We start from the raw sequence: 14,794 nt of genomic DNA, 5'->3' as shown, positions 1-14,794 counted from the left end.
TTTGGTAGCCCTAAGGGGACTCGAACCCCTGTTTCCGCCGTGAGAGGGCGGCGTCCTGGACCGCTAGACGATAGGGCCATAAATGATTTGGCTGCGGGACTAGGATTCGAACCTAGACAGCATGATCCAGAGTCATGAGTGCTACCGTTACACCATCCCGCAGCATTGCAGAAATTATATTAACACATTATTTATTTTAAGTCAATAGGTATCATTTTATTCTGTTGTATTTCTGGGATAATGTCATATTAAAATTTCTCTGTGAAAATGTCACTTTAACTCTGGAAGAATATCAAAGCTCTTTAGAAATCTCCACCAGCCTGCAGAAGGAGCAAATTTCAGTAGTGGTTACCTGGCCGCAAATTTTACATTCCTTTAAATCTAATTCCTCTCTCACATCCTGGAAATGTTTTCTGCCCTTTTCTAAAAAATTAATTAAAAATCTCTGCTTTGTACCAGGACTTTCCTCTTCCAATTTATTTAAAACTTCTTTGTATAATATTGAGCTGGCACCTTCGGCATGGGGACATTCATCATGAATAAATTTTATCCCATTAAATATAATATAAGACAAATTCTCCCGTTCTGTGAGGGTAAAAAGCGGTTTCACCTTTTTTACCAGTTTTGGGTGAGTGCTTTGAAGTACCGGAGCCTGCCTTGCCAGGTATCCTTCCTGCCAGCTTAAAGTATTTCCCAGCAAAGTTGCCGCTTCATCATCTAAATTATGTCCTGTCGCTACGGCAGTAAAACCTCCATCCAAAGCAACTTTATTAAAGAGGTATCTTTTTATTGTACCGCATATGGAACACGGACTTCTTTTTAGTTTTTTTGAGATTTTTCCTATTTCTAAGCCATACTCTTCTTTAATATTTTTTATTATTAACGGTAATTTTCTTTCTTTAGCATAATTCTCAACTATTTCCTGGGACCTGTTCGAGTAATCTCCAATACCCAAATTAATATACATAGCAGTTACATCATACCCGTTTTTATTCAGAACATCCCATAAAGCCATGCTGTCTTTTCCGCCGGAAACAACTACCAGGATCTTTTCTCCCTTTTTGAACATTTTTTCTCTCTTTATATTTTTATCCACCTGGTTGTAGTAATAATGCAAAAAGCAGTTTTCACAGAAAGCAGCATTATGTCTTTCAAGGTATATTACTGCCTTATCTTTGCATCTTCTGCATCGCATATTATTCCCCCTTATTATCCTCCCGAAATAGCCGATAAAACTTCCACAGTGTCTTCATCTTTTATCAATTCATCGGGCGTTACCATTTTACCGTTTTTCAATACCACATGGGATTCTAAACTAAAATTCAACTCCTGGGCTAACTGTTTTACGGTTTTATTCCCGGACAATTCTATCTCTTTTTTAAAAGGCATATAAAAAATAATTTTCATAGATGATTAATTCCCCCTAAAAACCTTTTTGATATTCCCTGAAAGCTTTTTCTACTTCTCTTTGAGCATCTCTTCTTTTTATATCTTCCCTTTTGTCGTATAATGTCTTTCCTTTGGCAAGGGCTAACTCTACCTTTATTCTCCCTCTTTCGTTAACATATAATTTCAACGGAATAAGAGTAAGACCCTTTTCCTTGACAAGTCCGTAAAGCCTCATTATTTCTCTTTTATGCATTAAAAGTTTCCTTGGCCTCAAAGGGTCTTTATTAAAAATATTGCCCTTTTCATAAGGGCTTACGTGCATATTGTATATAAAAATTTCTCCGTTTTCAACCCTCGCAAAGCTATCCTTTAAATTTGCCTTCCCTTCCCGTATGGATTTAACTTCCGTACCCGCCAATGCAATTCCCGCTTCATAGGTTTCTAATATGTGGTAATCATGATAAGCCTTTCTATTAGTTACCAGGTCCCTGTACGCCTTAGGCAAAAAAATACCCCCTTTACAGCTCATTTTCAATGACATCCACCAGTGCAAAATCTATCTGTCTTTCTATCTTATCCACTTTAATCACTCTTACCCTGACTTTATCTCCTATTTTAAACTCTCTTTTTGTTCTTTCTCCCCTTAAAGTCAATGTCCTTTCATCAAATATATAATAATCATCCTCTAAGTTGCTTACATGCACCAGTCCTTCCACGGTATTTTCCAATTCCACAAAAAACCCAAAAGATGTGGTGCTCGAAATTATCCCGTTAAATTCCTCCCCAATTCTATCCTCCATATATTCTACCATTTTCAGCTCAACCGTTTCCCTTTCCGCATCATCCGCAATTCTTTCCCTTTCAGAAGATAATTTTGCTACCTTGCCCAGAATTTTACTTAACTGTTCCTGCCTTTTCTCGGTAATAGTGCCTTCCAACTGCTCCCTTAAAATTCTGTGAATTATTAGATCCGGATACCTTCTAATAGGAGATGTAAAATGTGTGTAAAAACTTGTCGCAAGCCCAAAATGGCCAACATTTTCATCACTGTAACGGGCACGTTTTAAAGACCTTAACAGTACTGTATTCACTACCTTCTCTTCCGGTTTGCCTTTTACTTCCTCCAGAACCCTTTGCAGTGCTTTGGGTTTAAGATTTCTAATACCCTTTATTTTATACCCAAGATGATCGAGAAACTCCTGAAGAGAAAAAATTTTTTCCATATCCGGAACCTCATGAATTCTATATACGAAAGGTATCTTAAGCCAGAATATATGTTCTGCTATTACTTCATTTGCCGCAAGCATAAATTCTTCTATCATTTTGTGAGAGGTCCTTCTTTCTTCTCTAACAATAGCAACAGGTTTTCCGTTTTCGTCTAATTTAACCTTGGCTTCTTCTAAATTAAAATCAAGGCTGCCCCTCTCAAATCTCTTTTTATTTAAAATTGCGGCAAGCTCCGCCATTAATTTGAAATCCTCTACCAGATATTCATATCTTTTAATAACTTCTTCATCCTGGTCCTCCAATATTCTGTTTACCTCGTCGTAGGTCATCCTTTCACAGCTTCTAATTACACTTGGGGTAATATTGTATTTTTTTACTTCTCCCTTTTCATCAAAATCAATTATAACACTAATAGTTAATCTGTCCACTCTCGGATTTAGACTGCAAATACCGTTGGAAAGCTTGGGAGGAAGCATGGGAATTACCCTGTCAACCAGATATACACTACAGCCTCTTTTCATAGCCTCTATATCAAGAGGAGTTTTTTCTTTTACATAGTAACTGACATCGGCAATATGAACTCCCAGCCTGTAACCTCCGGGAATCCTTTCCACGGAAACTGCATCGTCAAAATCCTTGGCATCCTCCCCATCTATGGTTACTATCTTATGTCCCCTTAAATCCAGCCTGCCCTTTATATCTTCTTCAGCGACATGATCGGGAATACTTTCTATCTGCTTTAATACCTTTTTTGGAAACTCTAAAGGTAAATCGTATTTTTTTATTATTGAAAGAATATCCACACCTTTTTCCTCTGCGTAGCCGAGCACCTCGACGATACTTCCTTCAGGATTTCTCCTTCCTTCAGGCCATTTGGTGATGCTCGCCACTACCTTTTGACCGGATTTAGCTCCCTTTAACTCATCTTTTGGAATTATTACATCGTAAAAGAATCTTTTATCATCGGGAGACACGTAGGCTACATGCTTTTGTATTTCTAAGGTTCCGACTATTTTTTTATTTGCTCTTTTTAAAATTCTTATTACTTCCCCTTCCATGCGCCCCCCGGCAGGTTTATATGTGGGCCTAACTATTACCCTGTCATTATGGGTAGCACCGTGCAGGTTCTCAAGGCTAATATATATATCTTCCTTTTCGGGGTCATCAGGAATTAAAAAGGCATACCCTCCCCGATGTCCCTCAAGTCTACCCACAACGAGGTTCATCCTTTCGGGAAGGCCGTATTTGCCCCTTCTATTTTTTACCACAAGCCCTTCTTTCTCCATGTACATCAAGGTTTTGAGAAATACATCGGCTTCTTTCATTTCAAGACCTAAGCTGTATAATAGTTCCGCTTCGGACATCGGTTTGTATTCCATTTTTTTCATTAGCTCCAAGATTTTTTCCTGAAGGTTCATTTATCATGCCTCCCCGTAAATTTAAATATTAAAGTCCCAGTTCCTGATGGATTTCCTTCATTGCCTCCAGAGCAAGAGTTACGAATTCTTCTAATGAAAGATTAATTTCTTTGCATGCTAAAATTTTTTCTCTGCTGGCACCTTTAGCAAAAGTTTTTTCGTAAAATCTATTAATTACAAATTGTGTATCAATTGAGGCAAGCTTTTTGTCCGGATGAATTAAGGCACTCGCAACAATGAGGCCGGTAATCGGATCGACAGCAAACATCGCTTTATCAAGTAAGGTTTCCCTTTTAATACCATGGTCTTCATTATGGGCTTCTATGGCATGGGCTATTTCTTCCCCCAGTCCCCATTCCCTGGCCAGTTTTCCTCCAACAAGGCTGTGCTTCGACATGTCATCCTTTACCATATCGTAATCCACATCGTGCAGTAATCCCGTTAACCCCCATTTATCCTCATCTTCTCCGAAATGCTTTGCAAGCCTTCTCATTACCGCCTCTGCGGCAATCATATGTTTTACCAGGTTTTTGTTGGAGACCTTTTCTTTGACTATTTTTAATGCTTCTTCCCTTGTCAATCTCGGTCACTCCTTTTAATATTTTTACCAAATATATTTTCAATTATTGTACAAGTTTTGCCAGGATTTTTCAAGAAAAAAGACTCATATCAATATTTTAATGCCTATAGCTGCCAGTAACCCCATTACTCCTCCAAAATAAAAAGGGGCACTTGGTCCAAAAAGATTCCACAGGATCCCTGCTAAAAAAGATGCCGGGAAAAGTCCAATTCCTACCAGTGTGGCATGTAACCCTATCATTGTACCCCTTACTTGCTCGGGTGCTACTTCCGAAATAAAGGCTTTTTCAACTCCTTCAGTAAATGCCATGTAAAGACCGTATATACCGAAAAGTACCCAAATGGTAACCGGCATTTTTGCCAATGCAAATCCAAAATAAACTATTCCATAAGCTAAATATCCCATTACTATCATACGTTTTCTGCCTATTTTGTCGGAAATTATCCCCGCCGGATAAGAAAGCATATCGTAGACTATATTGTAAATTAGATATAATAATATCACGGTTTTATCGTTAAACCCCACATTTTTTGCTTTCAAAAGTAAAAATTGGTTGGATGAGTTGCCCAGTGTGAAAATGAACATGATTATCAAGAACATTTTCAGCCTGCTATCTAATTTATTCCACTCGAGAAATAATTTTTTCGATTTTATCCCTCTTTCTCCCTTTTCTCGAACAAAAAACAAAGCCATTACCCCGAGAAAGGCGGGTATTAAAGATGCCAAAAATATTTTATTATAATTTACACCGGGTATACTTATTAAAATATAGGCTGTTAATACCCCTATCACCGCTCCCAGGGTATCCATTGCCCTGTGAAGTCCGAAGGCTTTACCGAATTCTTCCTTTTTGGCCGATTCGGCGATTAACGCATCTCTCGGAGCTGTTCTTATCCCCTTCCCAAATCTATCTAAAATCCTTGCCGTTAATACCATTGGCCATGAAAAAGATAAATAAAGGATTACCTTGCCGACAGTGGATATTCCGTAACCGGAAATGGCAAAAGCCTTCCTTTTTTTAATTTTATCCGAATAATACCCCGAAAAAACCTTAAGTAAACTGGCGATGCTTTCAGCAATTCCTTCTATAGTCCCTACGATTAGTGGTGTGGCTCCCAAACGTGTGGTCAAATATATCGGAAGAAGAGGATATACCATTTCGGTGCTTATGTCCGTTAATAAACTGGTTAGCCCGAGCACAATTACATTCCACATATTAAGCCATCCCTTCCCTTTGATATATCTTAATGGAAAATTCTTTTAAAGCATTTTCACATTCTTGTATTATTCTTATGGCTGATTCCCTTTTAGAAGCATAAAAAAAATCTCTTTTATAGATTTTTTCATACCACCTTTCTAATTTGTCAAGTTCCTCATCGTTTTCTTCTAACTCGGCAAACGTAAAATTTTCTCTTTCTGTCTCCTTTTGTATTTCTTTTAAAAAGTCCTCACATTTCTCAATAAGTTCCTGGTATTCCTCATCTCTTTGCCTGTTAAAGTTAGTTATTAGTATTTCCCTGTCTTTGTCGGAAATATTATGTACTGTAAAAGCATAGGATTCTCCACCGTTATTTCTAATATCAAGGGCAATTTGTAGAATTTCTTTTTCCGCTTCCTCAAAGTAAGGCATTATTGCCACCGACTGTTGAATATAAAAGGCTCCCATATCTTTAAGTTTTCGCCATACTTTTACCCTCTGGGTAGAAGGTTCTTTGGGGACCTTATAAATAAACAGTAACCATTCTTTTGATTGATTTTCTTTCATCTATTCCCCTCCTTCTCAATATAATTTTGCAACATATGTTTTTAAATATTGTAACATTTGTTTCATTTTAAAGCAACTTTTTTCTTTTACTTTTCATACTTGCAGGAAAAAAAATACTGTAATAGAATATATATCAATATAACGGAATATATGAAAGGAGGGCTTTACATGACATCCTTGAAACAGATTTATAAATGCGAAATATGCGGTAATATTGTGGAAGTAGTTCATACCGGAAAAGGACAGCTGGTTTGCTGCGGAAAACCGATGAACCTTTTAGTAGAAAATACCGTGGACGCAAGCAAGGAAAAACACGTACCGGTAATTGAAAAAATAGAAGGGGGCTTTAAAGTTAAGGTAGGCAGTGTTCCCCATCCCATGGAGGAAAAGCATTTCATAGAATGGATAGAACTCATAACAGAAAATGGTACGTTAAGAGAGTTCTTAAAACCGGGACAAGCCCCTGAAGCTGTTTTTTACACCGATGCGGATAAGGTAACCGCAAGGGAGTACTGTAATATTCACGGACTCTGGTCAGCAAAAAACGAAGAATAAAAAAGTGGGTTTTAAAACCCACTTTTTCGTTTCTTATTAATTAATAGTTTTCAGCCAGCCTTTCGTAAAAAGCCCTCGGGTGGTCACAGGCCGGGCACTTCTCCGGCGGTTCAGGACCCTCATGTATGTATCCGCAATTCCTGCAACGCCATTTTATCGGTGTTTCATTTTTGAAAATACTGCCTTCCTTTAACCTCTGTAGCAGTTTTCTATACCTTTCTTCATGAGCCTTTTCCACTTCTGCAACTTTCTCGAAATGTTCGGCAATTTCAATAAACCCTTCTTCCCTGGCTACCCGGGCAAATTCCTTATACATATTTGTCCATTCGTAGTTTTCTCCGCCTGCAGCTTCTTCAAGGTTTTTCGCCGTATCTCCAATTAACCCCAAATACTTTGCCCATACCTTCGCATGCTCTTTTTCGTTCTCGGCAGTTTCTAAAAATATAGAAGCAATTTGCTCATATCCCTCTTTTTTAGCTACCGATGCAAAATAGGTGTACTTATTCCTCGCCTGGGATTCTCCGGCAAAGGCTTCGAGTAAATTTTTCTCAGTCCTTGAACCTTTTAATTCCATTTTATCCCTCCTTTATTTTTTCTTATTTCATATATTTACATATATCGATAAAAATGTCAATTCATACATTGTTAAAAATTAATCCTTACTTGCAAAAAACTTTAATATTTCCATAGGTAATGGGAAAATAATCGTGGAATTCTTTTCTACAGCAATTTCAGAAAGGGTCTGCAATTGTCTTAGCTGTAATGCCCCGTAATTTTGTGCAATGATCCTTGCGGCTTCCGATAATTTCTCTGCGGCCTGGAGTTCCCCTTCCGCTCTAATGATTTTAGCTCTTCTTTCCCTCTCCGCCTCAGCCTGCTTTGCCATGGCGCGTTTCATTTCTTCCGGCAATTCAATAGATTTTATCTCCGTAGCGGTTACTTTTACGCCCCAGGGATCCGTAGCTCTATCGAGCTCCTCTCTTAGCATTTCATTTAGTTCCTGCCTTTTTGCCAGTATCTCGTCTAAATCGTATTTACCCAATATTGCTCTTAGAATCGTCTGAGCAAGTAAACTGGTAGCATTGAAGTAATTTTGCACTTTTAATACCGCAAGTTCAGGTTGAAATACGTTAAAATAAACTACCGCATCGATATTTACGGGTATGTTGTCCTTTGTTATGATCTCCTGTCTTGGAACATCAATTGTAGCAGTCCTTAAGTCTACTATGAGCATCCTGTCAATCCCAAAGGGCATAATTACATTAATACCTGGTCCAACAACGTATGCAAATTTTCCAAATCTCAGTAAAACCCCTCTTTGATATTCATTTACAATTTTAACGGTATTTGCCATTAACGAAATCAATATAAAAAACAATATTATTGAAAACACCAGGTTACCTGCAAAAATTGAAGCACCAAGAATAACCGCCGAGATTGCAGAAGTTAAAACTATTACTGAAGTTCTTTTAGAATTTAATGAAAATAATACCCATGCAACACAAAAAAGTGCTTGAATAATTATTACAATAAAGTTAACGGTATTGAGAAACGCCCAGATATTAAAAACCATTTGCTTACACCTCCATCCTTTAAACTTAATATACACCATTTTGCCAATTATTTCAAACTATTTTCCTTTTTTTCTCTTGATTTCATTATTATAGTATACATCTCAAATATTTTTAATAACAAAAAACCCTGCACCAAAGTGCAGGGATTTTGTTATTACATGAAAAGGGGTGCAAAAACCAAAGCCACAATCGTCATAAGTTTTATTAAGATGTTTAATGAAGGGCCGGAAGTATCCTTGAAAGGATCACCCACCGTATCACCTACTACCGCCGCTGCATGGGTAGGTGTACCTTTGCCTCCGTAGTTTCCTTCTTCAATATATTTCTTAGCATTGTCCCATGCTCCACCGGAGTTTGCCATTTGTATAGCTATCATTACCCCGGTTACCAGTGCACCGGCTAAGAGCCCTCCTAAGGCTTCCTTCCCAAAAATGAACCCTATTAGCAAAGGAACTGCTACCGCCATAAGACCGGGAATAATCATTTCTTTAAGGGCTGCTCTTGTACTTATATCAACACACCTGGCATAATCGGGTTTTGCTTTTTCTTCCATTATTCCCGGAATCTCTCTGAATTGACGGCGCACCTCTTCTATCATTTGATATGCAGCCTTACCAACAGCTTCCATTGTCATAGCGGAGAATAAGTAAGGAAGCATACCGCCAATTAAAAGCCCTACAATTACTTCCGCATTTAAAAGGTTTATGCCTTCTCTTAATCCTGCTGCAGAAGTATATGCCGAGAAAAGAGCAAGAGCTGTTAAAGCTGCGGATCCTATGGCAAATCCTTTACCCATAGCTGCAGTTGTATTTCCTACAGCGTCCAGCTTATCGGTAATCTTTCTTACGGATGGATCGAGTTCTGCCATTTCAGCAATTCCACCCGCGTTATCTGCTATTGGACCGTAAGCGTCTACTGCTACCGTCATGCCTGTCGTAGAAAGCATACCGATTGCCGCTAAGGCAATACCGTAAAGTCCCGCTAACTTATAGGAGAGAATAACTGAAAGGGCAATGAAGATAACCGGTAAAGCTGTACTTTTCATACCTACTGCAAGACCAGTAATAATATTTGTCGCAGGACCGGTTTGTGATGCTTTCGCAATCTCTTTTACTGAAGCATAACTCGAAGAAGTATATATTTCCGTCAATAGACCTATAATTGTACCCACTACTATTCCTGATGCTGTTGCATAAAAAACGTTTATCTCTCCCAGTATGTATTTACTCAAGAAAAAGCTCGAGATAATAACAAGAATCGCGCTGGCAAAGGTTCCATTTCGTAAGGCTTTCTGAGGATCACTGCCTTCACCTGTTCTTACGAATAATGTGCCTATAATTGAGCTGATGATGCCCGCAGCAGCTATTATAAGCGGGAAAATAATACCCTTTATACCGTAGGGTTGTCCCGTTGTGGTGCTCACAGCAACGGCACCAATAGCCATTCCGGAAACTATGGAACCCACATAGGATTCAAAAAGGTCAGCACCCATTCCTGCTACGTCGCCAACGTTATCGCCCACGTTGTCCGCAATTACGGCAGGGTTTCTGGGGTCATCCTCGGGAATTCCCGCTTCAACTTTACCCACAAGGTCTGCTCCAACATCCGCTGCTTTCGTGTATATTCCGCCGCCTACCCTTGCAAAAAGGGCGATCGAACTTGCTCCCAGTGCAAATCCGTTTATAACTTCAAAACTTTTTACATCCGACGGATTTCCAAAAAGGTAATACATTATTCCCAGTCCGAGTAGCCCCAGACCGACAACGGACATTCCCATAACTGCCCCACCTGAAAAAGCGATGCTCAAGGCTTTGTTTTGACCTTCCTGGGCGGCATTAGCTGTTCTTACATTCGCACGGGTTGCCACATTCATTCCAATAAAACCTGCAAGCACCGATGCAATTGAACCAGTAATGTAGCATACCGCCGTATTCCAGCTTATGAAAAAGCCTATTATCAAAAACATTGCTGCGACAAAAACCACAAGGGTTCTATATTCTCTAAAGAGAAACGCCATTGCGCCTTCATGAATCGCTTCGCAAATTTCCTGCATCCTTTGGTTGCCGGCAGGACTTTTTACCACCTTCATAGCAAGGAAAAAAGCAAAAACAAGTGCCACTATCCCTGCTATGGGCGCCAGTGCTATTAAATTTTCCATTGTCATGCTCCCTCCAAAATATATGTTATTTTGTAAATAATATCATCATAACTATTGATAATATCAAAAACAGGGCAGCAAGAATCTCGGTAAATTTTGCAAGTTTTTCTTCTATACCCTTTTTCTTACCGAAAAAAAGTTCTGCTCCTCCACCGATTACCCCTGAAAGGCCCGCACTTTTACCGGGCTGTAAAAGGACAGTAACAATAAGTCCAATGCAAATTAGCATGTAGATAATTGATACAGCAACTTTTAGTGCCGACATCTTTGCACCCCCTATATTTTAATTAACGAAAGTTATTTTATCACAATGTGCAAAAAAACTCAATATTTTACAGTTTTTAAATCTATCTCTATAGCTAAAATAAATGTTTTCTTGGTTTATCAGTATTATTTCTAAAATTCATGTATTTTATAATAATCAATGTTAAATAAAAAAGGCCTCATTGTTTTATATATATTCTGAGGCCCTTTTAATCCCTATGAAATTACTTTTCTATCTTTTAATATTATAAAAGGCTTTCATCCCCGGAAACTCTGCAGCAATCCCGAGTTCTTCTTCAATTCTTAAAAGCTGGTTGTATTTTGCAACCCTATCGGTTCTCGAAGGTGCTCCTGTTTTAATTTGTCCGGCATTTACCGCAACTACCAGGTCTGATATCGTTGTATCTTCAGTTTCCCCGGATCTATGGGATATTATAGCAGTATAACCCGCACGTTCAGCCATTTTTATAGCATTTAAAGTTTCCGTTAGAGTACCGATTTGATTGAGTTTTATAAGTATCGAATTTGCAACTCCGAGCTTTATCCCTCTCTCCAACCTCTCAGTATTTGTAACAAAAAGGTCGTCTCCCACCAGCTGAATTTTATTCCCAAGAGCCTGGGTTAGCATTTTCCAACCTTCCCAGTCTTCCTCTGCCATACCGTCTTCAATAGATATAATGGGGTATTTTTCTACCAACTTTACGTAATACTCTACCATTCCCGCTGAATCGTAATCAAGGCCTTCTCCTTTTAATTGATATTTTCCATCTTTATAAAACTCCGTGGCAGCAGGATCGAGTGCAATAAAAATATCTTCACCGGGAACGTAACCCGCTTTTTCCACGGCTTCTAATATAACCTTTATTGCTTCTTCATTGGAAGAAAGATTCGGAGCAAAGCCACCCTCGTCCCCTACAGCCGTATTTAATCCTTTATCAGCCAATACCTTTTTTAAAGTATGAAAGGTTTCCGATCCCATTCTTAAAGCCTGGGCAAAGCTTTTTGCACCAACAGGCATTATCATGAATTCCTGTAGGTCCACATTGTTATCCGCATGCTTACCGCCATTTAAAATATTCATCATAGGTACGGGCAGAATTTTTGCATTTACTCCACCTATGTATCTGTAAAGACTTATCCCCAAATAATCGGCTGCAGCCTTAGCACAGGCTAAGGAAACGCCAAGTATTGCATTGGCCCCGAGTTTTCCCTTATTGGGAGTTCCGTCAAGATCGATTAACAAACTGTCTATATTCAGCTGATCAAGCGCATCCATTCCTATGATTTCCCGGGCAATAACGCTGTTCACATTTTCCACAGCCTTTAATACGCCTTTTCCGTAAAATCTTTTGGGATCCTTATCCCTTAACTCCACTGCTTCAAACTGGCCTGTAGAAGCTCCCGATGGCACTGCAGCCCTTCCAAAACTGCCGTCTTCCAGAACCACTTCAACTTCAATTGTTGGATTTCCTCTGGAGTCCAGTATCTCTCTTGCATAAACATCAACGATAGTTGACATATAAATCCCCTTTCTTTACAAAATTTATTCTAATATTAAATTTTGACCCGTCATTTCCTCGGGTTTATCTAAACCTAAAAGATAAAGCATTGTGGGAGCCACATCCGCAAGAATACCCCTCCGCAGTTTATATGCTTTATCATCTATTATTATAAACGGTACAGGATCACTGGTGTGGGCGGTGTATGGTTCACCGGTCTCCGGGTCCTTCATCCTTTCCACATTTCCGTGATCAGCAGTGATTATGGTAATGCCCCCTGTTTTTTTAACCGCATCCACCACCCTGCCCAAACAATCGTCCACTGCTTCCACCGCTTTTACCGCCGCATCAAAAACTCCGGTGTGACCGACCATATCCGGGTTCGCAAAGTTTAAAATTATTACATCGTAGTAATTTCTATTTATTTGCCGGATTACTTCCTCCGTTACTTCATAGGCACTCATTTCCGGTTTAATATCGTAAGTCGGAACTTTTGGAGACGGGATAAGTATTCTATCCTCTCCGGGAAAAGCTTTTTCCAATCCTCCGTTAAAAAAGAAGGTAACATGGGCGTATTTTTCCGTTTCGGCAATTCTCAGCTGCTTAAATCCCGCTTTCGATATTACTTCTCCAAAAATATTATTTAGGGATTGGGGTTTATATGCCACATTGGCGTTTTTCACCTTTTCATCGTACTGGGTCATTGAAACGTAATATACCTTTATGAAACCTTTCCTTCTAATAAAACACTCAAAATCCTCATCGCAAAAGGCATAGGTAAGCTGCCTTGCCCTGTCCGGTCTGAAGTTAAAAAATATAATTGAATCCCGGTCGTTTATTGTAGCAACAGGTGTTCTATCATCTTTTAAAATAACAGTGGGTGTTACAAACTCATCGGTTTCTCCTCTTTCGTAAGCCATTTCAAGGGCATCCTTAGCGCTACCGGCGTAAATACCTTCTCCTAAGACCATTGCATCATAAGCTTTTTGAGTTCTATCCCATCTTTTGTCCCTGTCCATCGCATAGTATCTACCCGAAATGGTCGCTATCTTGCCGGTTCCCAATTCCCTCATCTTTTCTTCTAATTGTTCTATATAAATTCCGGCACAGGCAGGTGGGACATCCCGTCCATCCAAAAAAGCGTGAATATAAACCCTTTCCACCTGGTGTTCCTTGGCCAATCGAAGGAGTGCGAAAAGATGCTCTATATGGCTGTGGACACCTCCATCGGACAGTAAACCCATTAAGTGTAAGGAGCTATTATTTGCCTTTACATTTTCCACTGCTTTTAATAAAACTTCATTCTTAAAAAATTCGCCCTTTTTTATATCCTCACTAATCCGGGTAAGTTCCTGATATACTATTCTTCCGGCACCTAAATTTAAATGTCCCACTTCCGAATTCCCCATTTGCCCTTCCGGAAGACCTACAGCTAAACCGCTGGCTTCTAAAATTGTACTGAAATAATCTTTAAAATATCTATCGAAATTGGGTGTATTTGCCCTGGCTATTGCATTTACTTCTACCCTATCATCAAGTCCCCATCCATCCAGGATTACCAGTACCAAAGGTTTTTTCCTCACAATTATTCAACTCCCTGTTCTTTGTAAGCACATATTTTGTAAAAACTCTGCGGATCCACGCTGGCGCCGCCTACTAAAACCCCATCTATATCCCGTTCCTGCATCAGCGCTTTGATATTATCCGGTTTTACACTGCCTCCATATAGTATTCTAACATTCTCTGCAATATTTTTATTATAAAGGGTTTCTATTTCCTTTCTAATATTTTTTATAACTTCCTGAGCATCTTCGGGGGTAGCAACCTTTCCCGTACCAATGGCCCAGATTGGTTCATAAGCAAAAACTATCTCTTCTCCGCTTAAAAGCTCTACATCTGCTAATGCTTTACGAACCTGAGGCAAAACTACTTTTAACGTTAGATTCTCTTCCCTTTCTTTTAAATTTTCTCCAACGCAAATAACCGGCTTTATACCGTGCTTTAAAACTGCCCGCACCTTTTTATTTACCGTTTCATCGGACTCTGCAAAATACTGCCTTCTTTCGGAATGGCCTATAATCACGTACTCGCAGGGTATTTCTTTAAGCATGTTCGGTGAAATTTCGCCTGTAAAAGCGCCCTTTTCCTCCCAGTGCACATTTTGAGCTCCAATCTTTATTTTAGTTCCCGCAGTTTTTTTGGCAGCCTCCCACAGGCTTGTAAAAGGAGGGAAAATTGCAACCTCTACCCCTTCTAAGTTTTCTACTAATTTTATAAAATTATCAAAAAACACTAGGGTCTCAGAAACATTGTTGTACATCTTCCAATTACCCGCAATTAAGGGACGTCTCATCCAAAATACCCC

General features: G+C 39.2%; 15 protein-coding genes and 2 tRNA genes. 1 reads left to right on the top strand and 16 read right to left on the bottom strand.

Translation table 11 applies throughout. The features are described 5' to 3' along the window. Window positions 1-2 precede the first annotated feature (2 nt). The 9 genes from ACPLOV_RS01115 to ACPLOV_RS01075 form a co-directional block, all read right to left on the bottom strand. Window positions 3-78: transfer RNA gene (locus ACPLOV_RS01115), tRNA-Glu, on the bottom strand. 10 nt (window positions 79-88) lie between these two features. Then, window positions 89-162 (bottom strand) — tRNA-Gln (locus ACPLOV_RS01110). A gap of 130 nt (window positions 163-292) precedes the next feature. Further along, a complete protein-coding gene (locus ACPLOV_RS01105; RefSeq protein WP_424910341.1) occupies window positions 293-1,195 on the bottom strand; it encodes an ATP-binding protein in 903 nt (300 codons plus the stop codon). Between the two features lie 14 nt (window positions 1,196-1,209). Then, a complete protein-coding gene (locus ACPLOV_RS01100; RefSeq protein ID WP_424909102.1) occupies window positions 1,210-1,407 on the bottom strand; it encodes a MoaD/ThiS family protein in 198 nt (65 codons plus the stop codon). Window positions 1,408-1,423: 16 nt separating this feature from the next. After that, window positions 1,424-1,894, bottom strand: a complete 471-nt coding sequence (gene smpB, locus ACPLOV_RS01095) for an SsrA-binding protein SmpB (RefSeq protein WP_424909101.1) — start codon at window positions 1,892-1,894, stop codon at window positions 1,424-1,426. A 13-nt stretch (window positions 1,895-1,907) separates the two neighbouring features. After that, window positions 1,908-4,034, bottom strand: a complete 2,127-nt coding sequence (gene rnr / locus ACPLOV_RS01090; RefSeq protein WP_424910340.1) for a ribonuclease R — start codon at window positions 4,032-4,034, stop codon at window positions 1,908-1,910. Window positions 4,035-4,062: 28 nt separating this feature from the next. Continuing rightward, a complete protein-coding gene (locus tag ACPLOV_RS01085) occupies window positions 4,063-4,614 on the bottom strand; it encodes an HD domain-containing protein (protein WP_424909099.1) in 552 nt (183 codons plus the stop codon). Window positions 4,615-4,698: 84 nt separating this feature from the next. Further along, the gene (locus ACPLOV_RS01080; protein ID WP_424910339.1) at window positions 4,699-5,829 is read right to left on the bottom strand and encodes an MFS transporter; all 1,131 of its coding nucleotides are present in this window, start codon (window positions 5,827-5,829) and stop codon (window positions 4,699-4,701) included. A gap of 1 nt (window position 5,830) precedes the next feature. After that, on the bottom strand, window positions 5,831-6,379 hold the full coding sequence (locus tag ACPLOV_RS01075; protein ID WP_424910338.1) for a Chromate resistance protein ChrB: 549 nt from the start codon (window positions 6,377-6,379) through the stop codon (window positions 5,831-5,833). Between the two features lie 168 nt (window positions 6,380-6,547). Here ACPLOV_RS01075 and ACPLOV_RS01070 point away from each other — a divergent pair, with 168 nt between their 5' ends. Then, complete coding sequence (locus ACPLOV_RS01070; RefSeq protein WP_424910337.1) at window positions 6,548-6,934, top strand: desulfoferrodoxin; 387 nt, start codon at window positions 6,548-6,550, stop codon at window positions 6,932-6,934. A 40-nt stretch (window positions 6,935-6,974) separates the two neighbouring features. Here the strand turns inward: ACPLOV_RS01070 and rbr are convergent, their stop codons facing one another. The 7 genes from rbr to tpiA form a co-directional block, all read right to left on the bottom strand. Continuing rightward, on the bottom strand, window positions 6,975-7,508 hold the full coding sequence (rbr, locus tag ACPLOV_RS01065) for a rubrerythrin (protein ID WP_424909097.1): 534 nt from the start codon (window positions 7,506-7,508) through the stop codon (window positions 6,975-6,977). Between the two features lie 78 nt (window positions 7,509-7,586). After that, window positions 7,587-8,507: a slipin family protein gene (locus tag ACPLOV_RS01060; RefSeq protein WP_424909096.1), complete on the bottom strand. Its 921-nt coding sequence runs from the start codon at window positions 8,505-8,507 to the stop codon at window positions 7,587-7,589. Between the two features lie 155 nt (window positions 8,508-8,662). Then, complete coding sequence (locus tag ACPLOV_RS01055; RefSeq protein WP_424910336.1) at window positions 8,663-10,666, bottom strand: sodium-translocating pyrophosphatase; 2,004 nt, start codon at window positions 10,664-10,666, stop codon at window positions 8,663-8,665. Window positions 10,667-10,691: 25 nt separating this feature from the next. Further along, window positions 10,692-10,931 (bottom strand): preprotein translocase subunit SecG, encoded by a 240-nt coding sequence (gene secG / locus ACPLOV_RS01050; RefSeq protein ID WP_424909094.1) that lies wholly within the window; start codon window positions 10,929-10,931, stop codon window positions 10,692-10,694. Between the two features lie 231 nt (window positions 10,932-11,162). Then, the gene (eno, locus tag ACPLOV_RS01045; protein ID WP_424910335.1) at window positions 11,163-12,449 is read right to left on the bottom strand and encodes a phosphopyruvate hydratase; all 1,287 of its coding nucleotides are present in this window, start codon (window positions 12,447-12,449) and stop codon (window positions 11,163-11,165) included. 24 nt (window positions 12,450-12,473) lie between these two features. Further along, window positions 12,474-14,012, bottom strand: coding sequence for a 2,3-bisphosphoglycerate-independent phosphoglycerate mutase (gpmI, locus tag ACPLOV_RS01040; RefSeq protein WP_424909092.1), 1,539 nt, complete (start codon window positions 14,010-14,012; stop codon window positions 12,474-12,476). 2 nt (window positions 14,013-14,014) lie between these two features. Further along, the gene (tpiA, locus tag ACPLOV_RS01035; RefSeq protein WP_424910334.1) at window positions 14,015-14,782 is read right to left on the bottom strand and encodes a triose-phosphate isomerase; all 768 of its coding nucleotides are present in this window, start codon (window positions 14,780-14,782) and stop codon (window positions 14,015-14,017) included. Window positions 14,783-14,794: the final 12 nt, after the last annotated feature.

This window comes from Thermovenabulum sp., from assembly GCF_049723235.1.
Classification (GTDB): domain Bacteria; phylum Bacillota; class Thermosediminibacteria; order Thermosediminibacterales; family Thermosediminibacteraceae; genus Thermovenabulum.
The sequence above is the reverse complement of the archived record's forward strand: the minus strand, read 5'-3'. Positions and strand labels throughout refer to the sequence as shown.

Excerpts from the sequence above, each read along its gene's own strand:
- ACPLOV_RS01075 (WP_424910338.1), bottom strand. The coding sequence starts at position 6,379 with ATGAAAGAAAATCAATCAAAAGAATGGTTACTGTTTATTTATAAGGTC.
- ACPLOV_RS01080 (WP_424910339.1), bottom strand. The coding sequence starts at position 5,829 with ATGTGGAATGTAATTGTGCTCGGGCTAACCAGTTTATTAACGGACATA.
- rnr (WP_424910340.1), bottom strand. The coding sequence starts at position 4,034 with ATGAACCTTCAGGAAAAAATCTTGGAGCTAATGAAAAAAATGGAATAC.
- ACPLOV_RS01055 (WP_424910336.1), bottom strand. The coding sequence starts at position 10,666 with ATGGAAAATTTAATAGCACTGGCGCCCATAGCAGGGATAGTGGCACTT.
- rbr (WP_424909097.1), bottom strand. The coding sequence starts at position 7,508 with ATGGAATTAAAAGGTTCAAGGACTGAGAAAAATTTACTCGAAGCCTTT.
- ACPLOV_RS01100 (WP_424909102.1), bottom strand. The coding sequence starts at position 1,407 with ATGAAAATTATTTTTTATATGCCTTTTAAAAAAGAGATAGAATTGTCC.
- ACPLOV_RS01105 (WP_424910341.1), bottom strand. The coding sequence starts at position 1,195 with ATGCGATGCAGAAGATGCAAAGATAAGGCAGTAATATACCTTGAAAGA.
- ACPLOV_RS01070 (WP_424910337.1), top strand. The coding sequence starts at position 6,548 with ATGACATCCTTGAAACAGATTTATAAATGCGAAATATGCGGTAATATT.
- tpiA (WP_424910334.1), bottom strand. The coding sequence starts at position 14,782 with ATGAGACGTCCCTTAATTGCGGGTAATTGGAAGATGTACAACAATGTT.
- eno (WP_424910335.1), bottom strand. The coding sequence starts at position 12,449 with ATGTCAACTATCGTTGATGTTTATGCAAGAGAGATACTGGACTCCAGA.
- ACPLOV_RS01060 (WP_424909096.1), bottom strand. The coding sequence starts at position 8,507 with ATGGTTTTTAATATCTGGGCGTTTCTCAATACCGTTAACTTTATTGTA.
- secG (WP_424909094.1), bottom strand. The coding sequence starts at position 10,931 with ATGTCGGCACTAAAAGTTGCTGTATCAATTATCTACATGCTAATTTGC.